The organism is Brevundimonas sp. SL161, assembly GCF_049896985.1.
Lineage (GTDB): Bacteria > Pseudomonadota > Alphaproteobacteria > Caulobacterales > Caulobacteraceae > Brevundimonas.
In genome coordinates this window covers 177093-202009 of record NZ_JAFCVJ010000002.1, presented here as the reverse complement: position 1 = coordinate 202009, position 24917 = coordinate 177093, and the positions used below count along the sequence as shown (strand labels likewise).

The 24917-nt window shown below is 68.2% G+C and carries 24 protein-coding genes and 1 riboswitch; of the genes, 17 read left to right on the top strand and 7 right to left on the bottom strand.

What is annotated here, in order from left to right; all coding sequences use genetic code 11:
• Positions 1-9 precede the first annotated feature (9 nt).
• On the bottom strand, positions 10-1161 hold the full coding sequence (locus tag ACP7AU_RS03435; protein ID WP_426037042.1) for an efflux RND transporter periplasmic adaptor subunit: 1152 nt from the start codon (positions 1159-1161) through the stop codon (positions 10-12).
• Between the two features lie 224 nt (positions 1162-1385).
• On the opposite strand from ACP7AU_RS03435, the gene lepA reads away from it, so the two are divergent.
• Positions 1386-3194: a translation elongation factor 4 gene (lepA, locus tag ACP7AU_RS03430; protein WP_426037044.1), complete on the top strand. Its 1809-nt coding sequence runs from the start codon at positions 1386-1388 to the stop codon at positions 3192-3194.
• 72 nt (positions 3195-3266) lie between these two features.
• Here lepA and ACP7AU_RS03425 read toward each other — a convergent pair whose 3' ends face one another.
• Positions 3267-3545: a DUF86 domain-containing protein gene (locus tag ACP7AU_RS03425; RefSeq protein WP_426050555.1), complete on the bottom strand. Its 279-nt coding sequence runs from the start codon at positions 3543-3545 to the stop codon at positions 3267-3269.
• Positions 3546-3588: 43 nt separating this feature from the next.
• On the bottom strand, positions 3589-3885 hold the full coding sequence (locus tag ACP7AU_RS03420; RefSeq protein ID WP_303694241.1) for a nucleotidyltransferase family protein: 297 nt from the start codon (positions 3883-3885) through the stop codon (positions 3589-3591).
• Positions 3886-4032: 147 nt separating this feature from the next.
• Here ACP7AU_RS03420 and ACP7AU_RS03415 point away from each other — a divergent pair, with 147 nt between their 5' ends.
• The 4 genes from ACP7AU_RS03415 (at position 4033) to ACP7AU_RS03400 (ending at position 6067) form a co-directional block, all read left to right on the top strand.
• Positions 4033-4266 carry a DUF2283 domain-containing protein gene (locus ACP7AU_RS03415; RefSeq protein WP_426050526.1) on the top strand — a complete coding sequence of 78 codons (234 nt, stop codon included), beginning with the start codon at positions 4033-4035 and terminating at the stop codon, positions 4264-4266.
• Between the two features lie 42 nt (positions 4267-4308).
• On the top strand, positions 4309-4458 hold the full coding sequence (locus ACP7AU_RS03410; RefSeq protein ID WP_426050525.1) for a hypothetical protein: 150 nt from the start codon (positions 4309-4311) through the stop codon (positions 4456-4458).
• Positions 4459-4578: 120 nt separating this feature from the next.
• Positions 4579-5511 (top strand): hypothetical protein, encoded by a 933-nt coding sequence (locus ACP7AU_RS03405; protein WP_426050524.1) that lies wholly within the window; start codon positions 4579-4581, stop codon positions 5509-5511.
• A gap of 7 nt (positions 5512-5518) precedes the next feature.
• Positions 5519-6067: a fasciclin domain-containing protein gene (locus tag ACP7AU_RS03400; protein WP_426050523.1), complete on the top strand. Its 549-nt coding sequence runs from the start codon at positions 5519-5521 to the stop codon at positions 6065-6067.
• Between the two features lie 336 nt (positions 6068-6403).
• On the opposite strand, the gene ACP7AU_RS03395 is transcribed toward ACP7AU_RS03400, so the two are convergent.
• Positions 6404-7363, bottom strand: a complete 960-nt coding sequence (locus ACP7AU_RS03395; protein WP_426050522.1) for an HNH endonuclease — start codon at positions 7361-7363, stop codon at positions 6404-6406.
• Between the two features lie 236 nt (positions 7364-7599).
• Here ACP7AU_RS03395 and ACP7AU_RS03390 point away from each other — a divergent pair, with 236 nt between their 5' ends.
• From ACP7AU_RS03390 to ACP7AU_RS03360, 7 genes are all read left to right on the top strand, one after another.
• Positions 7600-8307 carry a hypothetical protein gene (locus ACP7AU_RS03390; RefSeq protein WP_426050521.1) on the top strand — a complete coding sequence of 236 codons (708 nt, stop codon included), beginning with the start codon at positions 7600-7602 and terminating at the stop codon, positions 8305-8307.
• Position 8308: 1 nt separating this feature from the next.
• Positions 8309-9034: a DUF305 domain-containing protein gene (locus ACP7AU_RS03385; protein ID WP_426037055.1), complete on the top strand. Its 726-nt coding sequence runs from the start codon at positions 8309-8311 to the stop codon at positions 9032-9034.
• Between the two features lie 29 nt (positions 9035-9063).
• Positions 9064-10908: an LVIVD repeat-containing protein gene (locus ACP7AU_RS03380; protein ID WP_426050520.1), complete on the top strand. Its 1845-nt coding sequence runs from the start codon at positions 9064-9066 to the stop codon at positions 10906-10908.
• A gap of 166 nt (positions 10909-11074) precedes the next feature.
• Positions 11075-13279 (top strand): catalase/peroxidase HPI, encoded by a 2205-nt coding sequence (gene katG, locus ACP7AU_RS03375; RefSeq protein ID WP_426050554.1) that lies wholly within the window; start codon positions 11075-11077, stop codon positions 13277-13279.
• 102 nt (positions 13280-13381) lie between these two features.
• On the top strand, positions 13382-15088 hold the full coding sequence (locus ACP7AU_RS03370; RefSeq protein ID WP_426050519.1) for an MFS transporter: 1707 nt from the start codon (positions 13382-13384) through the stop codon (positions 15086-15088).
• Entirely contained in the window at positions 15058-15564 is a 507-nt protein-coding gene (locus ACP7AU_RS03365) for a hypothetical protein (protein ID WP_426050518.1), read from the top strand. The genes ACP7AU_RS03370 and ACP7AU_RS03365 overlap by 31 nt, the downstream gene beginning before the upstream one ends.
• Before the next feature lie 231 nt (positions 15565-15795).
• Positions 15796-16341: an OmpA family protein gene (locus tag ACP7AU_RS03360; protein WP_426037722.1), complete on the top strand. Its 546-nt coding sequence runs from the start codon at positions 15796-15798 to the stop codon at positions 16339-16341.
• Between the two features lie 161 nt (positions 16342-16502).
• Here the strand turns inward: ACP7AU_RS03360 and ACP7AU_RS03355 are convergent, their stop codons facing one another.
• Positions 16503-17177, bottom strand: coding sequence for a bifunctional 4-hydroxy-2-oxoglutarate aldolase/2-dehydro-3-deoxy-phosphogluconate aldolase (locus tag ACP7AU_RS03355; protein ID WP_426037063.1), 675 nt, complete (start codon positions 17175-17177; stop codon positions 16503-16505).
• Between the two features lie 67 nt (positions 17178-17244).
• Positions 17245-17811 carry a hypothetical protein gene (locus ACP7AU_RS03350; RefSeq protein ID WP_426037065.1) on the bottom strand — a complete coding sequence of 189 codons (567 nt, stop codon included), beginning with the start codon at positions 17809-17811 and terminating at the stop codon, positions 17245-17247.
• Positions 17812-18183: 372 nt separating this feature from the next.
• Here ACP7AU_RS03350 and ACP7AU_RS03345 point away from each other — a divergent pair, with 372 nt between their 5' ends.
• Complete coding sequence (locus ACP7AU_RS03345; protein ID WP_426050517.1) at positions 18184-18525, top strand: endonuclease domain-containing protein; 342 nt, start codon at positions 18184-18186, stop codon at positions 18523-18525.
• A 715-nt stretch (positions 18526-19240) separates the two neighbouring features.
• Here ACP7AU_RS03345 and thiC read toward each other — a convergent pair.
• A complete protein-coding gene (thiC, locus tag ACP7AU_RS03340; RefSeq protein WP_426050553.1) occupies positions 19241-21070 on the bottom strand; it encodes a phosphomethylpyrimidine synthase ThiC in 1830 nt (609 codons plus the stop codon).
• Between the two features lie 142 nt (positions 21071-21212).
• A riboswitch (TPP riboswitch) is annotated at positions 21213-21319 on the bottom strand.
• 89 nt (positions 21320-21408) lie between these two features.
• Here thiC and ACP7AU_RS03335 point away from each other — a divergent pair.
• From ACP7AU_RS03335 to ACP7AU_RS03320, 4 genes are all read left to right on the top strand, one after another.
• Positions 21409-22671 (top strand): OsmC family protein, encoded by a 1263-nt coding sequence (locus ACP7AU_RS03335; protein ID WP_426050516.1) that lies wholly within the window; start codon positions 21409-21411, stop codon positions 22669-22671.
• A gap of 102 nt (positions 22672-22773) precedes the next feature.
• Positions 22774-23190, top strand: coding sequence for a BLUF domain-containing protein (locus ACP7AU_RS03330; RefSeq protein WP_426050515.1), 417 nt, complete (start codon positions 22774-22776; stop codon positions 23188-23190).
• Between the two features lie 57 nt (positions 23191-23247).
• Entirely contained in the window at positions 23248-24249 is a 1002-nt protein-coding gene (locus tag ACP7AU_RS03325) for a D-cysteine desulfhydrase (RefSeq protein ID WP_426037073.1), read from the top strand.
• A complete protein-coding gene (locus tag ACP7AU_RS03320) occupies positions 24246-24911 on the top strand; it encodes an aspartate/glutamate racemase family protein (RefSeq protein ID WP_426037075.1) in 666 nt (221 codons plus the stop codon). Before ACP7AU_RS03325 ends, ACP7AU_RS03320 begins: the two co-directional genes overlap by 4 nt.
• The last annotated feature ends 6 nt before the right edge of the window (positions 24912-24917 follow it).

Below are 24917 nucleotides of genomic sequence, written 5' to 3'. Positions count from 1 at the left end.
GGTCAGGCCCTAGCGCGCGGCCGGAGCGGCGGCAGGCACGGTCGCGGGAGCAGTAGAAGCACTCGCCGCAACGACGTTGACGCGGTCGCCGTCGCCGAGGAAGCCGGCGCCGTCGACCACGACCTGGGCCCCGGCGTTCAGACCGGTGACCGAGGTGCGCGCCTCGGAACGGGACAGGACCGTCACCGGCTGGAAGCGGACGTGGTTATTCGTCATCAGGACGTACACGCCCGAGCGGTTCTCGCGATACAGGACGGCGGCCGTGGGCACGGTGATGGTCGGCTGGGCGCCAACGTCGATCTCGGCCCTGGCGAACATTCCAGGGCGGAAGCCGCCGCCGGCCAGGGCGATGCGCGCGACTCCCAGGCGGCTCTGTGGGTTCACCTCCGGCGTGACGATGCGGACGCGGCCGGTGGTCTGGCCGACCTGATCAGAAGAGATGGTGGCGGTGTGGCCCGCGCGGATGAGGGCCAGTTCGGTCTCGGGCACCTGGGCATCGAGTTCCAGCCGGCCATCGCGGACCATGCGGAACATCTCGGCCCCGGCCTGGACGATCTGGCCCCGGGTGACGTTGCGGCTGATGATAAGGCCGGCGACCGGCGCACGCAGGGTCGCCTGCGAAAGCCGGGTCTGGGTCTCGGACAGCGACGCCCGCGCCGAGGCCAGGTTTGCGGTCGAGGCGCGCTGATTGGCCAGAGCCGTATCCAGCGACGCCTGACTGAGGAAGCCGCGTTCCTTCAGTTCCTGCGAACGGGCCAAGGCGGCCTCGTCGCGGGCCAGGTTGGCCTCGGCGGTCTGTACGCCCGCTTGCTGCTGGCGCAACTGGGCGCGCAGCAGGGCGTCGTTGAGCTGGACCAGGGGCTGGCCCTGGCGGACATAGGAGCCTTCGTCGACGTAGACGGCGGTTGCGACCAGACCGCCGGTCTCGGCGCCGACCGGCACCTCCTCCCAGGCCGTGACGCTGCCGGATGCGGTGATGATGCGCGGCTGGCTGGTCACCGCGGCGGACACCACCGTGACGGTCGGGCCGGAAGCCGCCGCAGCGCCGGACTTTTCACCCTTCTCCTCGCCGCCCCCGCCGCAGGCGGCGACGGTCAGGCCCAGGCCGAGGACAAGCACCAGTGTCGAGGCGCGGAGAAGGCGGGAGGGCGTGGGGGCCACGGAGCGATCCTGTTGTCTGGGCGGGCGAGGGAGCCGCAGGGGGAGGCGCTGGTCGGGAGAAGACGCGTCCGGCAAGCCGGGTCTCATACCGCGTTCGGGCCCCGCCCTCAAACCGCAAGCGTCGCCATTACGACGATGTAATCCGGACCGAATCCGCTCGCTGAAGGCGTTCATCAAGACCCGCGTTGGCGCTGTGGGCCCGGTCATGCTAACCGCCCGGCACAATGAAGACGCCGCCCATCGACCGAATCCGCAATTTCTCCGTCGTCGCCCACATCGATCACGGCAAATCCACCCTGTCCGACCGGCTGATTCAATTCACCGGGGGCCTGACCGCGCGCGAAATGTCGGCGCAAGTCCTTGATTCGATGGACATCGAGAAGGAGCGGGGGATCACGATCAAGGCGCAGACCGTGCGCCTGAACTATACGGCGAAGGACGGACTCGACTATGTCCTGAACCTGATGGACACGCCGGGGCATGTGGACTTCGCCTATGAGGTCAGCCGGTCGCTGGCGGCGTGCGAGGGTTCGCTGCTGGTCGTCGATGCGTCGCAGGGGGTCGAGGCCCAGACCCTGGCCAACGTCTATCAGGCCATTGATAACAATCACGAAATTGTTCCAGTTCTGAACAAGATCGACCTGCCGGCGGCGGAGCCGGAGCGGGTCAGGCAGCAGATCGAGGACGTCATCGGCATCGACGCCTCGGACGCCGTCCTGTGCAGCGCCAAGTCCGGCATCGGCATCGAGGACGTGCTGGAGGCCATCGTCACCCGGCTGCCGGCGCCGAAGGGCGACCCCGACGCCCCGCTGAAGGCCCTGCTGGTCGACGCCTGGTACGACCCCTATCTGGGCGTCGTCGTCCTGGTCCGTGTGTTCGACGGCGTGCTGAAGGCCGGGATGCGGGTCAAGATGATGCAGAACGGCTCGACCCACCTGATCGACCGGGTCGGCGTCTTCCTGCCCAAGAACACCCCCGTGGACCAGCTCGGCCCCGGCGAGGTCGGCTTCATCACCGCCCAGATCAAGGAGGTCGCCGACGCGGCCGTCGGCGACACCATCACCGACGAACGCAAACCCACCGCCGAGGCCCTGAAAGGCTTCAAGGACGTGCAGTCGGTGGTCTTCTGCGGCCTGTTCCCCGTCGACGCCGCCGATTTCGAGGACCTGCGCGCCGCCATCGGCCGGCTGCGGCTGAACGACGCCTCCTTCACCTTCGAGATGGAATCCAGCGCCGCCCTCGGCTTCGGCTTCCGCTGCGGCTTCCTCGGTCTGCTGCATCTGGAGATCATCCAGGAGCGCCTCTCCCGCGAGTTCAACCTCGACCTGATCGCGACGGCGCCCTCGGTGGTCTACAAGATCGGCCTGCGCGACGGGCGCGAGATCGACCTGCACAACCCGGCGGACCTGCCCGACGTGATGCAGATCGAGACCATCTCCGAGCCGTGGATCAAGGCCACCATCCTGACGCCCGACGAATACCTCGGCAGCGTCATCAAGCTGTGTCAGGACCGGCGCGGCTCACAGGTCGAACTGTCCTACGTCGGGTCCCGGGCGCTGGTGGTCTATGAGCTGCCGCTGAACGAGGTGGTGTTCGACTTCTACGACCGGCTGAAGTCGATCTCGAAGGGCTATGCCTCGTTCGACTACGAGATCACCGACTACAAGGTCGGCGACCTGGTCAAGATGAGCATCCTGGTCAATGCCGAGCCGGTCGACGCCCTGTCGATGCTGGTCCACCGCGCGAGGGCCGAGACGCGCGGCCGGGGCATGGTCGAGAAGATGAAGGAGCTGATCCCGCCCCATATGTTCGTCATCCCGATCCAGGCCGCCATCGGCGGCAAGATCATCGCGCGGGAAACCGTGCGGGCCCTGCGCAAGGACGTGACGTCGAAATGCTACGGCGGCGATGCGACCCGGAAGAAAAAGCTGCTCGAGAAGCAGAAGGCCGGCAAGAAGCGCATGCGCCAGTTCGGCAAGGTCGAAATCCCGCAGGAGGCGTTCATCGCGGCGCTGAAGATGGATGAGGATTGACCGCAGTTTGAGGGCGCTAGCGCTCGGCGCGCGGCGCCTCGCTGCTTGAGCGCGGATCGGGGCGTTAGGGCTTCAGCGCGCGAGCGAGGCCTCAGCGGCGGCGATCAGGGCCGGTAGATCGGCGATCGCGGTATAGCGGACGCGGGTCGGCGTGATCTGGTGATAGGCGTGGCGATAGGCGTTGCCGCTGTCCATGATCGCGCGCCACGGCAGGTCGGCCGATCGTTCATCTGGCGACAGCCGGCGGGCGGCCTCCGAAACGATCTCAAGACAGCGGACAGTCGCGTGGTAGCGCATGGGGTCGGCCGCGAAGACAGCGGCCTCGACTTCGGCGGCCCAGCGATGGGCCAGCGCCGCATGAGCGGCGATCTAGTCCCACGCCTGTCGATCCGCCTCAGAAGGCATGGACCGCGTCACGCTCGGCGCTGGGCCGGACGTGGGGCCTGAGCGCCTTGCGTTCCGAGACGTCGACCTTGATGGGGAACAGATCACTGATGAAATGCGTGATGCCCACATAGTCCCAAAGACCGACCTCGGCCGCCGGGTCGAGCTCGACCATGATGTCGATGTCGCTGTCGGGGCCGGCCTCGCCGCGGGAGAGGGATCCGAACAGCGCCGCGTGGGCCACGCCTTTCAGGCGCAGCGCCGCCTCATTGGCGCGCAGGACGGCGATGACAGCGTCGCGGGTCATGGGCCGAGGATAGTGCGGAATGGTCCGGGTGGCGAGCGGGCCGCTGTCTGCTGCAAGATCATCGCCCGCGAGACGGTGCATGCGTCGACGAAAGCGATCATATTCGCGTCTTGTCGGCCCACCCCGACCGAGACGCGAGACCGCCCGATGGCGATTGAAATCACCTATGATGCCGAAGCCGACGCGCTCTACATCAAGCTGTCCGACGAGCGCGCCGTTGAGGGCGCCGACGCCGGACCCTTGGTGCTCGACTATGCGGCAGGCGGCAAGGTGACCGGCATCGAGGTGCTGTCGGCCAGTACGGTCCTGGCGCCCGGAGACTGGATCAAGGCGCTGTCTCCCAAGCTCGGCAAGGACGGCCAGGCGTGCGCGGCCGAATAGACGCTGATCGTATTGACGGTCTAAGGATCACGCTCAGAAGGCATGAACAGCGTCGCGCTCGGCGGCGGGCCTGACATGAGCCTTCAGACTAGCGCCTCGAACGCTAAATGGCTGGCCGCGATCGAGGCGAACGGGTCGACCCTCCACCAGCGGCTGGAGGCCGGCGAGCGTCTGGTGGAGTTGCGGTCCTGAGACCCCTTCGGCGGCAGGATCATCGCCGCGCTGAAGATGGATGAGGATTGATCCGCCTGCGGATCTTCGGAACACCCGTGATCCGGTAACGTTGTCATTGGCTGGACGAGGAGTCTTCCGATGAAGCGACTGATCCCGCTGACAAGCGCCCTGGCCCTGACGCTGGTCGTATCCGGCGTTGCCATGGCGCAGGACGGAAAGGGCCACGACAGTGGAAACGGCAATGGCAATGGAAATAGCGGAGACGCCCACGGCCGACAGGAGCCGGGCGGCGACCATGAACGCGGCAACGGCCGTGGCGAGCGCGGCGGCAACGGCCGCAATGATCGTCAGGCCGAGGTGCGCGTTCCCGAGGTGGTGCGCGAGGTCTCCCGCGCCGAGAGGCGGAGCGTGGAGCGGGACGTCCGCCGCGAGGTTGAACAACGGGTCACGGTCGACAATGGCGTGGTGGTCCTGCGCCGGGACGTGAACCGGGGCATGCTGAACGGGTGCCCGCCGGGGCTGGCCAAAAAGGACAACGGCTGTCTGCCGCCGGGACAGGCGCGTCAGATCGAGCGGGCCCGGGATCCCTATAATCGCTACAACTATGTGTGGCGCACCCTGGGCGGCGACGGCGACTACCAGTATCGCGACGGCTATGTGTACCGCACGACGCCCCAGGGCGGCCTGATGGGATATCTGCCCGTGCTGGGCGGCATCCTGTCGCCGGGCAACACCTGGCCCAGTCAGTACGCCTATCAGCAGCCGCCGCAGTCGCGCTCGCAGTACTACGGCCTGACCGACGGGGCCCAGTATCGGTATGCCGACGGCGTGCTGTACCGCGTCGATCCGCAGACCTCGTCGATCGGCCAGGTCGCGGCCCTGCTGACGGGTCAGCAGTTCAACGTCGGCCAGCGTCTGCCGGCCGGCTACGATGTCTACAACGTGCCCTATGCCTATCGGAACCAGTACGCTGACAGCGCTCAGAGCCAGTACCGGTACAACGACGGCTCCGTGTATCAGGTCGACCCCACCACACAGCTGGTGCAGGCCGTCATCCAGCTTTTGACCTGAGGGACCGATGAGCAATCAAAGACTCTGGGCGCTCGCGCCCCTGATGGTCCTGTGCCTCGCGGGGTGCGGGCGGGACGCGGACAAGGCCGGGCCCGACGGCGTCGCGGCGCCCTCGAACCAGACGCTGGCGGCGGCCATCGCCGACGAGGGTGATCTCGACACCCTGGAGGGGGTCGTCAGCAACGGCGGCCTGTCCGAGGTGCTGGAAGGCAAGGGGCCCTATACCGTCTTCGCCCCCGTCAACGCCGCGCTCGGAACCGCGGGGTCCGAGCTGGCGGGCGAGGCCATGAAGGCCCAGAGCGCGGCCCTGTTGCGCGCCCACATCGTGCCCGGCGCCCTGACGCGGGCCGACATCGAGGCCGCGCTGGCGCGCGGCGGCGCCGACGGCGTGCAGATGCGCACCATGTCCGACGGCCTGCTGACCTTCTCGAAGGACGGCGACGTCATCGTGGTGACCGCAGCGGACGGCGCGACGGCCCGTCTGACCGGGGCGGAAACGGTGGTGTCGAACGGGGTGGTTCAGCCGGTGGACGGGGTGTTGGTGAAGGCGGAGTAGGGGCTTGCGGGGCGACTGAGGGGCGGCGAAGCGTTGCTTGACGCACTCTGGCCTTCGCCGACGAGACGGCGGGCTTGCCTCAATGCAAGCCCGCTGCTTGGCGCGGATGCCGAAATCGGCTCAATCTTGGACGCAGCGAGGGAACGCCATGAATAAGATGCGTTGGGTCCAGACCGTTGACCGCTTGATGATGAGAGATTGGTGCATCGACACAGCCGATGCGGGCTTAGACGATGCTGAGCTGTCGCGGTATTGGCAAGAAGGCGAAGAGCCTGAGGCATTCGTAGCGTGGTTTGCCGAGAAGTATGACCTCATCCGCTACGAGCGGCGGGCCGTCTAAGTAAGGCTTGGCTTTAGCTGTTCGCTGCGTTGGATAAGGCGACCTCTGAAGGTCTCAGCTGAGACACCCTCCGCCAAGCGAACTTCTTGCCCTGCAAAGACTCTGTAGGGGCCATGCTGGAGGCTTGTCGCCAAGACGATGCGTCGGCTGTCCGGGTCGATGTGAAGCATTTCTCGATCGAACAGGGTGTGCAGGTCGGCCCGGAGCAGGAGGGCGTTGTCCGCCTGGTCCGTCTGAGGTCCCCTGTAGGGTACTATGTGCGCAGCCTCTAAGACGGTTTCGACGTCCCATCCGGAAATGGCGCAGCGGCCGTTGAAGGTCTTCAAGGCTTGTTTGCGGAACTTAGCACCGCCTTGGCGGACGACAATTTGAGCCTCTATGCGCTTTCGCGCGTCTTCCGAGTTTAACGGCGGGCCCGGTTCGGCCACTCCGCCGTAGGCGGATGTGGGCGGTTCGTAGACGAGGTCAGGCTCATTGACGGGAGGACTTTGCGTCTCACCGGCGGCATCATAACCTCGCAAGGTGAAGTGGCCTTCGTGCCAGCCGACCACCTTGGCGAGGCCCCACACGCGATACTGGACCTTGGGTCGTCCCTTCTCCTGAATAAGCACGGCGACCGGAACATCATCGAGCGCGCACGCCATCAGGCCGCGATTGGTCGCATAGCTGTCCCGCTCGGCCGGATCCTGGCCCTCTTGAAAATACTGATAGGTCCAAACGCCATCCATCTGTCCGACGGGCGGTCGGTCGGCATAGGGGCCTGTGAGTGACTGCCGGACGCTGAGCGTGTGGGTCCAGCCCTTGGGCTTATGAATGCCCTTCGGGCGGTTGACCAAGAACAGGCCTTCAAGCGGTTTGGGCCAGCCAATCAGCTCGCCGCGCCGATCCCAGAACCACTGGAGCGCGCGGCGATGCTCTTCGGTGAGAGTCTGAAGCCGATCCTGAAGCGCGGTCACAGGCGATGCGTCTCGTGAGAGATCGATCCGGCGCGAGTTCCTAGCTGTGGTTGGTGCTGCACGCCTGATTCCTACTTAAGGTAGGAGTGCCAGTTGTACGGGTTTTAGGCTAGCGGCGACTGTGATCCGGCCCATACCCATCAACGGATCGTCCGATTTCGCCGTACGGATCAAGGTCCGGCATTATTTAGAGCCTTTATCCGCGCATGCCCTCCCGGCGGCCGCACACTGTCGGCATGGCCAAAGCTCCTCCCGAAGCCCCTGCGACCTATTTCCGGCTCTCGGACGAGACCTGGGCCCTGATCGTCGAGGAGTACGCCAACGGCGCCACGGCGAAACAACTGGGCGCGAAGTGGAAGGTGGCGCCCAACTCCGTCTATCGCCACGTCAGCGCGGCGAAGATGACCAAGCGGGACTGCGGCGACCAACGGGCGCGGGCGCACGCCAGGTCGGTCACGCTGGCGGCGAAGGCGCGGGACGCGAAGCTGGGGCCCCGGGGGGAGACGGTCGAGCCGGCCCTGACCACCCTGTTCGCCCCGCCGCCGGACGACGACCCCGATGCGACCAGCGCGATCGCCCTGGCGCGGCTGGCGACGCTGGCGTCCGGGCGGGCGATGAAGTCACGGCTGTGGATCGAGGCCAAGGCTCTGGCCGGGCTGGCGGAAGCCTATGCGAGGCTGGGCGCGGCGGGGGCCGATGACTGGGCCGGGAACAGGCCGTCGCCGCAGGACGAGGCGGCGCTGGCCTATGTGCTGGAGCGGCTGGAGGCGGAGGATCGCGACGCCGAACGCCTGCGCGAGATCGAACGGGGGGGGGTGGTCGGAGGCCGGATGACGGGGGTTGCGACCGCCGGCCGTGACGATGTCGGCAAGCGGCTTGCCCTTTGGCGCGGCCAGCGCCTAGTCTGGATTGTGGCCGAAACGTGCGGCGCGGGAGTGGTGTAGCGTGCGCGGCGAGTTTGGCATTCTTCTGGCGCTGGCGATCTCTCTGGCGGGAGCTCCGGCCTCCGCCCGGTCCGTGCCGGCCCAGTCGGCGCCAGCCCAGTCCGTGCCGATCTTCCAGCCGGGCGCGCCGGGACAGGCCTCGCGGATCGTCACGCCCGAGGCGGCGCGGGCCCTGGGGCGCACGACCTTCACTGCAGACGACGTCCGCTTCATGCAGCATATGATCGTCCACCACGCCCAGGCGGTGGAGATGGTCGAACTGCTGCAGACGCACGGGACTGATCCGACGGTGGGGCTGATGGGCCGCCGCATCGCCCTGAGCCAGGAGGCCGAGATCGCGCTGATGCGCGGCTGGCTGGCCGAGCGGGGGCAGGCCGAGGCCATGACCGACATGGCGGGGATGCACGCCGGTCACGGCGGCATGGATCACTCCGCCCACATGAACCCCGCGGCCGCCGCCCCGGATCCGGACGACGTCGCACCGATGGCCGGCATGCTGACGCCGCGCCAGATGCGGACCCTGGCCGGGGCGCGGAGGACCGCGTTCGACCGCCTGTTCCTGACCGGCATGATCCAGCACCATCAGGGCGCGCTCGACATGGTCGACGACCTGATGACCCGGCCCGACGCGGCGAACGATACGATGCTGTCCGACTTCGCCGCCGCCGTCGTCGCCGACCAGCAGGCGGAGATCCTGCGCATGCAGTCCCTGCTGTCCGACCTTTGAACCCCGAACTCCAGACCCGAGAGATGTCCATGATCCTGCGCAAGACACTGCTTTCCACCGTCGCCGCCCTGGGCGTTCTGCTGGGGGCCGCCGCCGCGGCGGCGCAGCAATCGTCGGGACCGGGCGAGCTTCAGGTCATCACCGCCGACGTGCGCTCGAGCCTGTCGGCCGGATACGACGACGCCGGACAGGCGGCGCTCGGCATGGCGCTGGAAAGCCACACGCCGCACGCGCCGGGCTTCGGCACATCGGAGACCATGTTCTCGCCGCCGAAGACCGACGAGGAGCGCGCCGCCATGCGGGCCGCGGCCGAGGGCAACAACGCCTTCAGCGTCCTGGGCATGGCGAACTCGGACATGGCGATGTCGAACGGCCGGCTGTTCGTCGGCAACTTCAACGGCTTCAACGCCTATGACGTGTCGAACGGCGCGCCCCGGCTGGTGATGTCGGTGGTCTGCCCCGGCGGCCAGGGCGATGTGTCGGTGCACGGCGACCTGCTGTTCATGTCGGTCGAGGAGAACCGCGGCCGTCTGGACTGCAGCGGCGGCGGCAACGAGGGCGAGGTCAGCGCCGAACGCTTCCGCGGCGTGCGCGTCTTCGACATCTCGGACCTCAACGCCCCGCGCCAGATTGCGGCGGTCCAGACCTGCCGCGGCTCGCACACCCACACCCTGTTGCCGCACCCGACGGATCCCAACGTGCTGTACGTCTACGGCCAGGGCACATCGAGCGTGCGCAAGGCGGGCGAGCTGGACATCTGCACGGACGGCCAGCCGGATACGAACCCCGAGACGGCCCTGTTCTCGATCGACGTGATCAAGGTGCCGTTGGACCATCCGGAGAACGCCGCCCTGGTGAACCGTCCGCGCATCTTCGCCGACAGCACGACGGGCCGGGTCGCGGGCCTGTGGCGCGGCGGGCGCGCCGGCATCGCCAGCCAGAACACCGCCCAGACCAACCAGTGCCACGACATTACCGTCTATCCGGAGATCGGCCTGGCGGGCGGCGCGTGCAGCGGCAACGGCATCCTGCTGGACATTTCGGACCCGGAGAACCCGGCGCGGACGTCGGACATGTTCGATCCCGACATGGCCTACTGGCACTCGGCGACCTTCAACAACGCCGGCGACAAGGTGGTCTTCACCGACGAGTGGGGCGGCGGCATCGGCGCGCGTTGCACGGCCGAGGATCCGGCGACCTGGGGCGCCAACATGATCGCCACGATCGCCGACCGGACCCTGACCGGCCGCAGCTTCCACAAGCTGCCGTCGGCGCAGGGCGCGACCGAGAACTGCGTGGCCCACAACGGCAACATCATTCCGGTCCCCGGCCGCGACCTGATGGTCCAGTCCTGGTACCAGGGCGGCATCTCGATCATGGACTTCACCGATGCGATGAAGCCGGTCGAGATCGCCTTCTTCGACCGCGGTCCGCTGAGCGCCGAACGGCTGTACGTCGGCGGGTCGTGGTCGGCCTACTGGCTCAACGGCCGGATCTATTCCAGCGAGATCGCGCGTGGTCTGGATGTGCTCAAACTGCTTCCCAGCGATGATCTGTCGGCGGCCGAGATCGCGGCGGCCGAGGCCATCATGAGCGTCGAGATCAACCCGCAGACCCAGACGAAGATCGAGTGGGTCGACAGCCCCGACGTTGCGGCCTCCTACGTCGATCAACTCGCGCGCACCGACGCGATCGAGGACGGCGTCGAGGCGCGGGTGCGTGCGGTGATTGCCGGCTGGCGCTCGGGCTCGGCCGACAAGGCTGCTGCGGGTGAGCTGGCGACCGCTCTCGCGACGGCCCCCGAAGACGCCAGCGCGGCGACCAAGGCGCGCATGACGGCGCTGTCGGGCTTGCTGCAGCGGCTCGCGGCGTAAGCGCTCGATCCTTGAAGGCGGAGGGCGGTGGGAGCGATCCCGCCGCCCTTTTTCGTGCCATAACCTCCATCGATCCTGACCATCAGTTTAATCGACTTAAGTTTTCGACCGAGGTCTGTTACTCATTCGCCCCCAACTCGGACCCGACCGGAGAAGAACCATGCCCATGGACGGAAGCGACCTCGTCGAGCCCACCACCAAATGCCCGCTGCGCCATGGCGTGCAGTTCCACACCAGCTTCGGCGGACGCTCGAACCGCGACTGGTGGCCGAACCAGTTGAACCTGAAAATCCTGTCCCAGCATTCGTCGCTGACCAGCCCGTTCGCGCCGACTTTCAAATACCGGGATGAGTTCGCGAAGCTGGACATCGAGGCGCTGAAGGCCGACCTGCGGGCCCTCCAGACCGACAGCCAGGACTGGTGGCCCGCGGACTATGGTCACTATGGGCCGTTCTTCGTGCGCATGGCCTGGCACTCGGCCGGGACCTATCGCACCGGCGACGGGCGCGGCGGATCGGGGTCCGGGACGCAACGGTTCGCGCCGCTGAACTCCTGGCCGGACAACGGCAACCTCGACAAGGCGCGCCGCCTGCTGTGGCCGACCAAGCAGAAATACGGCAACCGGGTCAGCTGGGCCGACCTGATGATCCTGTCAGCCGACGTCGGGATGGAGACGATGGGCTTCAAGACCTTCGGCTTCGGCTTCGGCCGCGAGGACGTGTGGGAGCCGTCGGAGGACATCCACTGGGGCGCCGAGGACACGTGGCTGGCCGACGACCGCTACCAGGGCGAGCGCGAGCTGGATAAGCCGCTGGCCGCCGTCCAGATGGGTCTGATCTACGTCAATCCGGAAGGTCCGAACGGCAAGCCGGATCCGCTGGCCTCGGCCAGGGACATCCGCGAGACCTTCGCCCGCATGGCCATGAACGACGAGGAGACGGTCGCGCTGATCGCCGGCGGCCACACCTTCGGCAAGGCGCACGGCGCCGGCGATGCCAAGCATGTCGGGGTCGAACCCGAGGGCGCCGGCATTCTGGAACAGGGCTTAGGCTGGAAGAACAGCTGGGAAAGCGGAAAGGGCAAGCACGCCATCACCTCTGGCCTCGAGGGCGCCTGGACGGCCCACCCGACGACCTGGGACAACGGCTATTTCGACCTGCTGTTCAAGTATGACTGGGAGCTGACCAAGAGCCCGGCCGGCGCCTATCAATGGACGCCGAAGGACATCGCCGACGCCGACCTGGCGCCCGACGCCCATGAAGCCGGCAAGCGGGTCAAGCCGATGATGCTGACCACCGACCTGGCCCTGATCAAGGACCCGATCTATGCGCCGATCTCCAGGCGTTTCCACGACAACCCGGCCCTGCTGACCGAGGCCTTCGCCCGCGCCTGGTTCAAACTGACCCACCGCGACATGGGGCCGAAGGACCGCTACCTCGGCCCGCTGGTGCCGCAAGAGGAACTGCTGTGGCAGGATCCCATCCCGGCGGTCGATGGGCCGCTGATCGATGCTACGAATGTCGGGGCGCTGAAGGCCCGGATCATGTCGTCGGGCCTCAGTGTGACGGAACTGGTGGCCACGGCCTGGGCCTCGGCCTCGACCTTCCGCGGATCGGACAAGCGGGGCGGCGCCAACGGCGCGCGCATCCGGCTGGAGCCGCAACGCAACTGGCCGGTCAACCAGCCGGCCCAGCTGTCGAAGGTCCTGGGCGTGCTGGAAGGAATTCAGCGCGACTTCAACGCCGGCGGCAAGACGGTGTCCCTGGCCGACCTGATCGTGCTGGCCGGCTCGGTCGGGGTGCAGCAGGCGGCCCGGGCAGCCGGCCATGATGTCGAGGTTCCCTTCATCCCCGGCCGCGCTGACGCCTCCCAGGCCCAGACCGACATCGAGTCCTTCTCGGTGCTGGAGCCGGAGGCTGACGCCTTCCGCAACTATCAGCGGGGCCAGTTCAGCCTGACGGCAGAGGAGATGATGATCGACCGGGCGCAGCTGCTGACCCTGACGGCGCCCGAGATGACGGTGCTGTGGGGTGGGCTTCGCGCGCTGAACGCCAACACCGACGGCGTCCAGCATGGGGTCTTCACCAACCGCCCCGGACAGCTGACCAACGACGTCTTCGTCAACCTGCTGGACATGGCCACGGTGTGGACCGCGACCTCGGACGAGGAGATCGAGTTCGAGGGCCGCGACCGTGCGACCGGCCAACCGAAGTGGACGGCGACCCGGGTCGATCTGGTGTTCGGGTCGAACTCCCAGCTGCGGGCCCTGGCCGAGGTCTATGCCCAGTCGGACAGCGCCGGGAAGTTGGTGGAAGACTTCGTGGCGGCCTGGACCAAGGTGATGAACGCGGACCGCTTCGACCTGGCTTGAGGTTAACGTGAGATGACCGGGCGCGGCCGGACACGGCCGCGCCCGGTTTCAATTCCGGCGCAAGTCCGGGCCACGGTGGTTCGTGAGCACCGGGGGCTGCGGATGACGGACACGGACGATCTCGACCACCAGCCCATGACCAAACGGTCGATGGCCATCGCGGCCTTTTCGACCGTGGTCGAGTGGTATGATTTCACCCTCTATCTCTATCTGGCCACCGTTCTCTCGCGGGTCTTCTTCGGCGGCGGGGAGGCGTCGCTGCTGATCACGCTCGGCGGGTTCGCCGTGGCCTATCTGATGCGGCCGATCGGCGCGGTGATGTTCGGCCATATCGGCGACCGGTTCGGGCGGCGTCATACGATGCTGCTCTCAGTCGCCCTGATGACGGCGGCGATGATCGTCACGGCCGCCCTGCCCACCTACAGCCTGATCGGACCGGCGGCCGGCGTCGCCCTTCTGCTGGTCCGCTGCGTCATGGGGTTCTCGGTCGGCGGGGAATACACGGGCGTGGTCGCCTATCTGCTGGAAGGCGCGCCGCGTCACCGGCGCGGGCTGATCGCATCCTCGGCCTCGGCGGCGAGCGAGATCGGGGCGCTGCTGGCGGTGGGGGTGTGCGCGGTCACCGCACACCTGCTGAGCCCGGCAGACCTGGACAGTTGGGGCTGGCGGATCCCGTTTGTGGTCGGGGCGCTGCTGGCCGGGAGCGTCTGGCTGGCCCGGTCGACGATGCAGGAATCGCCGGACCTCGAGCGGCAGAAGAAGGCAGGGACCGTGCCGGCCAGTCCCCTGCTGCACACCCTGAGGCATCACCGGAAGGGGATCGCGCGCGCCTTCGCCATCTCGGCACTGGGGTCGATCACCTACTATGTCGGCATCACCTATGTGCCGGTCTTCCTGACCTCGACGGGCGGGTTGGGGGAGACGGTGTCCTTGTGGCTGGCGACGATCGGGGCGGTGGTGGTCATCCTGATTACGCCCCTGACCGGGATGCTGTCGGACCGCTGGGGCAGGAAGCCGGTGCTGATCGCCCTGGCCCTGTGCGCCGCCGCCATGCCCGCCGCCATGTTCTCGCTGATGGCTGTGGGCGGACAGAACGGGGCGCTGCTGGGCGCGGTGGTTCTGGCCTGCGTCGCGGGCGGGGTGAGCGCGGTCGGGGCTGTGGCGACGGCGGAGCAGTTCCCGGGCGAGGGTCGTTTGACGGGGCTGGCGCTCGGGGCGACCTCGGCGACGGCTGTGTTTGGAGGCTTTACCCCTTGGCTGGCGCAGTGGCTGATCGAGGTGACGGGGGCGAACTGGGTCCCTGGGGCGATGATTGCGATCGTGGCCTTGGTGGTGCTGCCGGTGTTCTGGCAGGCGCCTGAGACCGCACCGCTCAGCGCGCGCCGGTGTGGTCCGACCAGCGCCACTGACCCTGACCCAGCGCCAGACGCGGCGCATCGGAGCCGTCGGCGAGGGTCAGCAGGACCAGACCGCTCATCGACTGGCGGCGACACTGCGCGGGGGCGAAGGCGATGGCGACGGCGATGGCCTGACGCAGGCCCGCGAGGCCGCGGCCTTCCTCGCCCGGATTCATCACCCAGTCTCCGTCCCAGACCAGCAGAGCGCGCCGGGAGGCGGGCAGGGCGTGATGGGCGCGGCCGGCGGCGGCGACCACGCCGGGGTTGTCTCGCAGGGCGTCCTGCACCCGCCGGATCATGTCGCAACGGCCCGCTCCGGTCCCCGAGCCGCCCCCGCCACCGGCCTCTCCAGATCCTCCGCCGCCCGAGCCGGACCCCGCCGTGGCCGCGCCGGCGAGCTGGGCCTGGGTGAGGCCGGCGGGAGGAGGGGCCGGCGCCGGGCCCGGCGGGGCGGGGGCGACAGACAGGGGCTCGACCTCGGGCGGGGCCGGGCGCGGGGGGCGCGGCGCGGGGGGCGGCCGGGGCCTCGGCGGGGTCGGGGCGAGGGCGGCCGGAGCGGGCGGTTCGGCCGCCTGTGAGGGCACGGCGGCGCCCGGCGGGGGGTCGGGTTCCGCGACGGCCAGGGGCGGTGGGGGAGGGGTCAGGGAGACGATGATCGGTTCGGGCGGCGGCTCCACGGAAAAAATCTTCGGGGTCGGGGCGACGGTCAGGAAGGCCAGCAGCACCGTCGCATGGGCGATCAGACTGACCGCCACCCCGGGCCCCCAGGCGCGGCGCGAGCGCCGCCTGGGGGCAGGGCCCGAAGGCCGTTTTCCCGTTTCGCTTTCGACGCTTGGCGGCACAGACAGGCCCGTGGAGGCGACGCATCACACGCCCGATCGCCTGTGAGAGACCACCCCCTCGCGTCAGGATCGTGACCGCCCTGAGGCCTGCCTTGGCCCCAATCCTTACGGCCAAGGTGCCGGAATCATGCCGCATGCCGGTCATGCCTGGGCCTTTCGGCGCCACCCTGATCACAACTGCGCGACGTTCGGAAGTGGCGCACCGGCCCCTCAGGAGATCCCCTTGATCCAGTCCCAGACCCTCGCATTCCCCCACGCCAACCTGCGCCCCGTCCTGATGACCGGCGTCGTCCTCGCCGCCGGCCTGATCCTCAGCGGCTGTGTCGCCACGCGCGGCTTCGTGCGTGAGGAGGTCGCCGTGGTCGACAGCCGCGTCAACGCCACCGACGCCCGGGTGACCGAGGTCGCGGGCACCGCCAACGACGCCCTGCAGCGCGCCACCGCGGCCCAGCAGCTGGCCGAGGGCAAATTCATGTACGAGGTCGTCCTGTCGGATGACTCCGTCAAATTCCCGTCGGACCGCGACGCCCTGTCGCCCGAGGCCGAGGCCCGTCTGACCGAGCTGGCGACCCGGCTGAAGGCCGAGAACGTCAACGTCTACCTGGAGATCCAGGGCCATACCGACGCCGCCGGACCCGAGGCCTACAACGACCAGCTGGGCGCCGCCCGGGCCGAGGCCGTGCGTCGCTCGCTGAGCCGCCAGGGCATCGCCCTGAACCGGATGGCGACCATCTCCTATGGCGAGGAGGCGCCGGTCGCCGACAACACCACCGCCGAGGGCCGCGCCCAGAACCGGCGCGTGGCCATCGTGGTGCTGAGCTAGGCCGAACCTTCTCCCTCCCCCTGCGGGGGAGGGTGGTCGCGCAGCGACCGGGTGGGGGCGGCAAGGCGAAACAACGCAGGATTTGCGCCACCTCGCCTGGTCGTCCCCACCCCGCCGATGCTCCGCATCGCCGACCCTCCCCCGAGGGGGAGGGAGAAGGATTATCGACCCGCCCGGAACGCCGCCACCGCGTCGACGGCGCCCCGGACCGAGGTCTCGATCCCGGCCCAGTCGCCCGCCTTGACCGCCGCGTCGGTGACGAGCTTTGAGCCCATGCCCGCCGCCACGATCCCGGCGCCGAACCATTTAGCGATGGAGGCGGCGTCGGGGTCGACGCCGCCGGTCGGCATGATCCTGGTCCACGGCATGGGCCCCATGACCGCCTTGACGAAGTCCGGCCCGCCGACGCTGGCGCCCGGGAAGAGCTTGATGATGTCGCAGCCCAAAGCGTGGGCCTCGGTGATGTCGCGCACCGAGCCGCAGCCGGGGAAATAGGCCACCATCCGGCGATTGCAGACCGTCGCCACCTCGGGCACGAGCGCCGGAGAGACCACGAACCGCGCCGCCCGGTTCAGATACATCGCCGCCGTCCCCGCATCGAGCACCGAGCCGATGCCCAGGACGATGTCCGGATCCGTCCGGGCCAGCTCCTTCGCGATCTCGGCGAACAGGTCGACGGCGAAGTCGCCCCGGTTGGTGAACTCGATCACCGGCGCCCCGCCGCGCGCACAGGCCCGGATCACGTTCAGCGCGACCTCGGGGTCGGGATTGTAGAAGACCGGGCAGACGCCCTGGGCTTCGAGGGCTTTCAGGACGGAAACGCGGTCGATGGGCATGATGGGGCTCCGGGCTCTGGCTTGGGGATCGCGGATCGAGGACCCCTGCGTCAAGTCAGTTCGGGTTTCAGAGGTCGTCGTCCTCAGGGCGCGACTCCAAAACAGACTCGACAGAGTCGACAGAGTCGCGCGCCTCCTGAGCCAGGGCCTCGGCCTCGTCCTCGGCCGCGAGCCGGGCGTCGCGGTCCGCCTCCCATTCGGCCCGGCGCTGGCGCAGGTCCTCCGTCTCGATCCAGCGACGCAGGTCGTCGTCGTCCTCCTGAACCAGGTGATGCACCCGGTGCCAGCGCAGGGCCCCGACCGCGTCGCCGCGCAGGATCGCCCGCGCCATCCGCGACGAGGCGACATGGGGCAGGTCGCCGAAGTCGATCATGTTCATGTCGCCGCCGATCTTGTCTTCGAGCTCCATCCCCTCGTCCCACGGGTCCAGGGTGTGGGGCGGCCGCCACGGCTGATCCGCCCGCCGCCATCCATGCCGCGACGCCCGCGCCCGCAGCGCCGCCAGCGTCACCCCGTGCCGTCGGCAACAGTCGGGCCCTGACATCCCGGCCAGATAGTCGTCCCGAACCGCATCCCACACGTCGGGCGGCGCCGCGCGCAGGCCTGTGGGGGTGGAGTGTTCGTCCTCGGTCATGGTTGTGGCTCCCGTTGAAGGGGCAACAGTGTGAGGCCGTTTTCAGGGGTGATGGGTAAAACGGCTCTCATTAGAGCCGGGCGTTGATTTCAAAGGCGGATTCAGACGATCCGTTGATGGGTATGGGGGGATTCCCTCTCCCGGCGGGAGAGGGCTTGAGGCTCGCGGAGCGTAGCGATGCGCCAGCCGAAAGGGTGAGGGGCTGGCGTTTGAAGTCGGCGTGAGCCGTGTCTTCGTCGGTGCGGCGGCTTGCGCCGACGGACAGGCCAACCCCTCATCCGTCCGCTACGCGGCCACCTTCTCCCGCCGGGAGAAGGGAAGGAACGTAGTTTCCGCTTCCCGTGCATCGAGAGAGCGTTGCAATCTCCGGTCATGTCGCGAGCCCCTGCTCTCCGCCAATCCGCCGGCCTGGCCGAACAGCGCGTCTGGTCGCGGCTGAGGGGCGGTGCGGTCGACGGGATCAAGGTCCGGCGCCAGCACGACATCGGCCGCTATACGGTGGACTTCGCCTGCGTGGCCTTGCGCCCGGTGATCGAGATCGACGGCGGCGTCCACGAGCGCGACGATGTCGTGTTGCGCGATTACGTCCGCCAGACCGAGATCGAGGCGCTGGGCTGGACGGTCGTGCGCTTCACGAATGAGACCGCCTTGGCCGAACCGTGGCGCATCGACGACGCGATCCGGGACAGGGCGAGGGTGTTGGGTTTGTTGTGACCCTCTCAATCCTTACCCCTCTCCCGGCGGGAGAGGGAGGATCAACGGCGACCCTCTCCCGGCGGGAGAGGGCTTGAGGCTCCCAGAGCGGAGCGATGCGCCAGCCGAAAGGGTGAGGGGCATCCGTTGAAGTCGGCGCAAGCAGTGCCCGTGCGACGGCTCACGCCGACTGACCCGCCAACCCCTCACCCTTTCGCGCAAGTCTGATCGCTGGCGCTCTCAGGCGCTCAAGCCCGTCGTCGGATCGCATGCGATCCTCCTCCACCCGCCGGGAGAGGGAGGATCAACGGCGACCCTCTCCCGGCGGGAGAGGGCTTGAGGCTGGGCAAGCGAAGCGCGCCGCAAGCCGAAAGGGTGAGGGGCTACTGCCTGAAGTTGGGTCGCCGTCCGTGCGACGGCTCACGCCGACGGACCCGCCAACCCCTCACCCTTTTGCGCAAGTCTGATCGCCTGACGGCTCTCAGGCGCTCAAGCCCTCTCCCGCCGGGAGAGGGAGACCGCGTCCGGGTTCACAGACCGGAACGCCTCCGCCCTCTGACCCAGGAAGCCGTTGATGAAGGGGGTCTTCCCGGCCACGTTCGGACTGGCGAGGAGGAGGAGAGTGGGCATAGGCTTCAGTGCTCTTCGTGCATGGATCGAAAATGACTATGGCGATGGAACGGTAACCTCCAGCTGGCGCACCCATTCTGCAATACCGGCGTGAAGGCTTGAGCCCTCACACCTTCACCTCCACCACACTCCCCCCCGCCCGGAACTTCGCCGACATCTCCGCCATCCCGGCCTCCGCCTCCGCCAGCGAACCCCCGGCGTCGTTCTGCGCCGCCGCGTCCCGGCGGATGTCCTGGCTGATCTTCATCGAGCAGAATTTCGGGCCGCACATGGAGCAGAAATGGGCAGTCTTGTGGGCCTCCTTGGGCAGGGTGGCGTCGTGGTATTTGCGGGCGGTTTCGGGGTCGAGGCCGAGGTTGAACTGGTCTTCCCAGCGGAACTCGAACCGGGCGCGCGACAGGGCGTCGTCGTGCAGCCGGGCGGCGGGGTGGCCCTTGGCGAGGTCGGCGGCGTGGGCGGCGATCTTGTAGGTGATGACGCCGTCCTTGACGTCCTGACGGTCGGGCAGGCCCAGATGCTCCTTGGGCGTGACGTAGCAGAGCATGGCCGTGCCGAACCAGCCGATCATGGCCGCACCGATGGCTGAGGTGATGTGGTCGTAGCCGGGGGCGATGTCGGTGGTCAGGGGCCCGAGCGTGTAGAAGGGCGCCTCGTGGCAGTGTTTCAGCTGCTCATCCATGTTCGCCTTGATCTTGTGCATCGGCACATGGCCGGGGCCCTCGATCATGACCTGGCAACCCTTGGCCCAGGCGATCTTGGTGAGCTCGCCGAGGGTGCGCAGCTCGGCGAACTGGGCCTCATCGTTCGCGTCGGCGATGGAGCCGGGGCGCAGGCCGTCGCCGAGGCTGAACGACACATCATAGGCCCGCATGATGTCGCAGATGTCCTCGAAATGCTCGTAGAGGAAGGACTCGCGGTGATGCGACAGGCACCATTTGGCCATGATGGAGCCGCCGCGTGAGACGATGCCGGTGACGCGTTTGGCGGTCATCGGCACGAAGGGCAGGCGGACGCCGGCGTGGATGGTGAAATAGTCGACGCCCTGTTCGGCCTGTTCGATCAGGGTGTCGCGGAACACCTCCCAGTTCAGGTCCTCGGCCACGCCGTTGACCTTCTCCAGGGCCTGATAGATCGGGACGGTGCCGATGGGGACGCTGGAGCTGCGGATGATCCAGTCGCGGATGTTGTGGATGTTGCGGCCCGTCGACAGGTCCATGACGTTGTCGGCGCCCCAGCGGGTGGCCCAGACCAACTTATCCACTTCATCGTCGACGGAGGACAGGACGGCCGAGTTGCCGATGTTGGCGTTGATCTTCACCAGGAAGTTGCGGCCGATGATCATCGGCTCGACCTCGGGGTGGTTGATGTTGTGCGGGATGATGGCGCGGCCGCGCGCGATCTCCTGACGCACGAACTCGGGCGTGACGAAGTCGGGGATGGAGGCGCCGAAATCCTCGCCATCGCGGATGCAGGGGGCGGACTGTTCGCGGCGCAGGTTCTCGCGGATGGCGACGTATTCCATCTCGGGGGTGATGATGCCGGCGTTGGCGTATTCGTACTGGGTGACCGGGCGGCCCTCGACGCCCTTGAAGACCTTGTGGTGGCTGGTGTCGAAGCGGGGGGCGAGGTGTTTGCCCTCGGCGTGGCCGTTGTCCTCGGGCTTGACCTCGCGCGGCTCGGCGACGGGGGCGATGTCGCCGCGGTCGAGCTGCCAGCTTGATTTGACGAGGGGCAGGCCGCGCTTGATGTCGATGGTCACCGTCGGGTCGGTGTAGGGGCCCGAGGAGTCATAGATGGTCAGCGGCGGCTCATTGGCCGAGGGGTGCAGGGCCACCTCGCGGAAGGGCACGCGGATGTCGGGGTAGAGCTCGCCCGAGGCATAGACCTTGTGCGACCCGGCGCGCTCGCCGGTCGGGATGGTCCCGGTCTCGCGCATGACCTCGTCGCGTGCGTCTTTAAGCGCCAGATCGATATTGGGCTCTTCGGGGAGCGACGGCGGTGTGACGAGAATGTTCATGGCGGCCTCTGTGCTTGCAGAGGGTCGCGCCGGCTCGGGCGAGATTGGTCCTGTGGCGTGTGGACCGAAGCGTACTCATCCCTTCGCCGGCATGACCCGGATCAGGTTCGGCCGGTCAGGCGCTTACGCCTATCTCAGCGGCTCGAGCGCCGCCCCCGGGAGAACGCGCGGACGATAGGCCTGCCATTGCGAGGTGTCCATTCCTCCCCCGACGGGGGAGGAATGCTATGGCTGGCGCCGCAGCCCGGAGAACCATTATGCGCACCGAACCCTTCGACTTCGACTGTGCCGACGGACGGCGCGTACGGGCGGTGCTGGACCGGCCGGACGGGCAGGCGCGGGCGTTCGCGCTGTTCGCCCACTGTTTCACCTGCGGGAAGGACAATCTGGCGGCGACGCGGATCAGCCGGGCACTGGCGGCCGAGGGGGTGGGGACGCTGCGGCTGGACTTCGCCGGGATCGGAGAACTGGGCATGGCGGCCATGCCGGCGGGTTTCACCGTCGACGTCGAGGATCTGGTCGCGGCGGGGGCCCATATGGTCGCGCATGGCTGCGCGCCGGGCCTGTTGATCGGCCACAGCCTCGGCGGGGCGGCGGCGATCGCTGCGGCGGGACGGATGGAGACGATCAAGGCCGTGGCGACCATCGGCGCGCCGTTCGACGTGGCCCATGTGCTGAAGCTGCTCGGCCCCGAGGCCGAGGGACTTAGGCACGGCGAGACCCATTGCGTGACCCTGGCCGGCAAGGCGATCACGGTCGGGCCGGGCTTCGCCGAGAGTCTGAAGACCCAGGACCAGGCGGCGCGGTTGAAGGCCCTGAAGCGGGCGCTGCTGATCCTGCATTCGCCGGTCGATCAGATCGTCGGCATCGACGAGTCGACGGGCCTCTATCTGGCGGCGAAACACCCCAAGAGCTTCGTCTCGCTGGACACGGCGGACCACCTTCTGTCGAAACCCAAGGATGCGGCCTATGCGGCCAGCGTGATCGCGGCCTGGGCGTCTCGCTACATCGACGGGATGACCACGCCCCTGCCGGTCCCGGCCGCCGACGGGGTGGTGCGGGTGTCCGAGACGGGGGCGGGAAAGTTCCAGGCGCGGGTCGAGGCGGGCGGCGCCATGCTGATGGCCGACGAGCCGGTCTCGGTCGGCGGACTGGCCTCGGGTTCGATGCCCTATGAGCTGGTGGCGGCGGGGCTGGGGGCCTGCACGGTGATGACGCTGCGGCTCTATGCCGACCTGAAGGGCATCCCGCTGGAGCGCGGCTCGGTCGAGGTGCGCCACGAGAAGCGGAGCGGCGAGACGCCGCCCGACGTGTTCGAACGGACCCTGATCCTGGACGGGGCGCTGAGCGAGGCGCAGCGCGGCAGGCTGTTCGCCATCGCCGACAAATGTCCGGTCCACCGCACGCTGGAGGCCGGCGCCCGGGTGATCACCCGCGCCACGCCGGCGATGGCGGCGCCGGAGGAGGAGGAGCATTTCGCCGAGCTGCAGGCCGTCTGCGAAACGGAGGCGCCATCCTAGACCCCTATGTCGGTTATTCGACATTACCCTTACGTTGCAACTGTTTACCGAACGGATACCGTTACGGGAGCAGAACGGACTCCTACCCTTTTGGAGCGCGACATGACCGGCCTTGAACGAATCCTCTATGCCAGTACGGCGACGGGGCGGACGGACAGTCTTCTGAACATGGCGACGATCCTCGGCGAATCGCAGCGGAACAATGACCGGGACGGACTGACCGGCGCGCTGGGCGCGCACGACGGCCGCTTTATCCAGGTCATCGAGGGACCGTCGGCCGTTCTGGACGGCCTGCTGCGCCGCCTCGCCGGGGATCCGCGCCACCGCGACATCGTCATCCTGGACCGCAGGCCGATCACGCAAAGGCAGTTCCCGGGCTGGAGCATGGCGAGCTCGCGCCTGGGGCCAGAGTCGGCGACCGCTCTGGATCGGCTCATGGCGACGCCCGACACCTCCGCCCTCGAGATCATCGCCCTGCTGCGCGAAACGCTCGAGGTTGAACCGGTGCGCGCCGCCTGAGGCTTCGCACACGACGCGGGGCGCTATAGGAGAGGCACAAACCGAAAGGCCGTCCCCATGCATCTCGCCCGTTTCCCTCGTGTGCGCCTCGCCCATCTGCCGACGCCGCTGGAGCCCGCGCCGGGCCTGTCGCAGGCGCTGGGCATCGACCTGTGGATCAAGCGGGACGACTGCACGGGGCTGGCCGGCGGGGGCAACAAGACGAGGAAGCTGGAGTTCCTGCTGGGCGATGCGTTCGAGCAGGACGCCGACACCCTGGTGACCCAGGGCGCGGTGCAGTCGAACCATGTGCGTCAGACGGCGGCGGCCGCAGCCGTCATGGGTCTGAAGTGCGAGGTCATCCTGGAGGAGCGGACCGGGTCGAAAGCCGTCGACTATGTCCATAACGGCAATGTCCTGATGGATCGGCTGTTCGGCGCGGTCATTCGCTCCGTGCCCGGAGGATCGGACATGCCGGCCGAGCTGGAGAAGACGGCGGCGGAGATCCGGGCCCGCGGCGGCAAGCCCTATGTCATTCCCGGCGGCGGCTCGAACGCGATCGGAGCGCTCGGCTATGTCGACTGTGCGCGCGAGATCGTGGTGCAGGCCGACGAGCTGGATCTGGCCATCGACCTGATCGTGACGGCGACCGGCAGCGCGGGGACTCACGCCGGTCTGGTCGCCGGTCTGGCGGTGCTGGGCGCCGACATTCCGGTGCTGGGCATCGGGGTGCGGGCGCCGAAGGACAGGCAGGAAGCCAATGTCCTGAAGCTGGCGAAGGAGACGGCGGCCCTGCTGGGGCATCCGGATCGGGTGAAGGACGAGATGGTAGTGGCCGACTGCGACTATGTCGGCGCGGGCTACGGCCTGATCGATCAGGCCGTCGTCGACGCCCTGGTACTGGCGGCGCGGACCGACGCGATCCTGCTGGACCCGGTCTATACCGGCAAGGCGATGAAGGGGCTGATCGCCCTGGCCAGGGCCGGGACGTTCGAGGGGCAGCGGGTGGTGTTCCTGCACACCGGCGGCGCGCAGGGCCTGGCCGGCTATCAGGGCGAACTGGACTCGATGCTCGGATGAGCAAGGTTCTGGGGGTTCTCGGCGGCATGGGGCCGGCGGCGACGGTGGCGTTCCTCGCACGGGTGCAGGCGCTGACGCCGGCGCAGGGCGACGCAGATCACATCCGGGTAGTGATGGACCTGAACCCCCAGGTGCCGGACCGGAACACGCGACCGGGGGATGCCGAGGCGGAACTGGGCCGGATGGCGGAACGGCTGAAGGCGGCAGGGGCGCAGGTTCTGGCCATGCCGTGCAACACGGCCCATGCGCAGAAGCCGGGCATCTTGGCGGCTGGACTGCCGTTCATCGACATGATCGCGGCGACGGTGGCGGAAGCGAAGGGATATGACGCCCGCTCCATCGGCATTCTGGCGACGCCGGGCGGCGAGGCTCTGTACGTCGCGGCGCTGATGGCGGCCGGGGTGAAGCCGGTGGTTCTGCAGGGCGACGACCGCGCCGCCTTCATGGCCTGCGTCTATGGGGTGAAGCGCGGCGACGTGGGTGTGGACAATCGTGCGGCCATGGTGCGGCTGGCCGAGGCGCTCAACGTCGCGGGCGCCGATGCGGTGATTGCGGGGTGTACGGAGGTTCCCCTGTTGCTCGACGCGTCCGATGTGTCTGTTCCGCTTGTCGATTCTGCAGAAGTCCTGGCCAAAGCCTGCGTCAGGGCCTGCGTCGACTGATCGGAC

What these genes read in the sequence shown, in the direction of transcription:
- lepA (WP_426037044.1), top strand. Translation starts at nt 1,386, where the DNA reads ATGAAGACGCCGCCCATCGACCGAATCCGCAATTTCTCCGTCGTCGCC.
- ACP7AU_RS03420 (WP_303694241.1), bottom strand. Translation starts at nt 3,885, where the DNA reads ATGACCCGCGACGCTGTCATCGCCGTCCTGCGCGCCAATGAGGCGGCG.
- ACP7AU_RS03415 (WP_426050526.1), top strand. Translation starts at nt 4,033, where the DNA reads ATGGCGATTGAAATCACCTATGATGCCGAAGCCGACGCGCTCTACATC.
- ACP7AU_RS03410 (WP_426050525.1), top strand. Translation starts at nt 4,309, where the DNA reads ATGAACAGCGTCGCGCTCGGCGGCGGGCCTGACATGAGCCTTCAGACT.
- ACP7AU_RS03405 (WP_426050524.1), top strand. Translation starts at nt 4,579, where the DNA reads ATGAAGCGACTGATCCCGCTGACAAGCGCCCTGGCCCTGACGCTGGTC.
- ACP7AU_RS03400 (WP_426050523.1), top strand. Translation starts at nt 5,519, where the DNA reads ATGAGCAATCAAAGACTCTGGGCGCTCGCGCCCCTGATGGTCCTGTGC.
- ACP7AU_RS03390 (WP_426050521.1), top strand. Translation starts at nt 7,600, where the DNA reads ATGGCCAAAGCTCCTCCCGAAGCCCCTGCGACCTATTTCCGGCTCTCG.
- ACP7AU_RS03380 (WP_426050520.1), top strand. Translation starts at nt 9,064, where the DNA reads ATGATCCTGCGCAAGACACTGCTTTCCACCGTCGCCGCCCTGGGCGTT.
- katG (WP_426050554.1), top strand. Translation starts at nt 11,075, where the DNA reads ATGGACGGAAGCGACCTCGTCGAGCCCACCACCAAATGCCCGCTGCGC.
- ACP7AU_RS03370 (WP_426050519.1), top strand. Translation starts at nt 13,382, where the DNA reads ATGACGGACACGGACGATCTCGACCACCAGCCCATGACCAAACGGTCG.
- ACP7AU_RS03360 (WP_426037722.1), top strand. Translation starts at nt 15,796, where the DNA reads ATGACCGGCGTCGTCCTCGCCGCCGGCCTGATCCTCAGCGGCTGTGTC.
- ACP7AU_RS03355 (WP_426037063.1), bottom strand. Translation starts at nt 17,177, where the DNA reads ATGCCCATCGACCGCGTTTCCGTCCTGAAAGCCCTCGAAGCCCAGGGC.
- ACP7AU_RS03350 (WP_426037065.1), bottom strand. Translation starts at nt 17,811, where the DNA reads ATGACCGAGGACGAACACTCCACCCCCACAGGCCTGCGCGCGGCGCCG.
- ACP7AU_RS03345 (WP_426050517.1), top strand. Translation starts at nt 18,184, where the DNA reads ATGTCGCGAGCCCCTGCTCTCCGCCAATCCGCCGGCCTGGCCGAACAG.
- thiC (WP_426050553.1), bottom strand. Translation starts at nt 21,070, where the DNA reads ATGCGCGAGACCGGGACCATCCCGACCGGCGAGCGCGCCGGGTCGCAC.
- ACP7AU_RS03335 (WP_426050516.1), top strand. Translation starts at nt 21,409, where the DNA reads ATGCGCACCGAACCCTTCGACTTCGACTGTGCCGACGGACGGCGCGTA.
- ACP7AU_RS03330 (WP_426050515.1), top strand. Translation starts at nt 22,774, where the DNA reads ATGACCGGCCTTGAACGAATCCTCTATGCCAGTACGGCGACGGGGCGG.
- ACP7AU_RS03325 (WP_426037073.1), top strand. Translation starts at nt 23,248, where the DNA reads ATGCATCTCGCCCGTTTCCCTCGTGTGCGCCTCGCCCATCTGCCGACG.
- ACP7AU_RS03320 (WP_426037075.1), top strand. Translation starts at nt 24,246, where the DNA reads ATGAGCAAGGTTCTGGGGGTTCTCGGCGGCATGGGGCCGGCGGCGACG.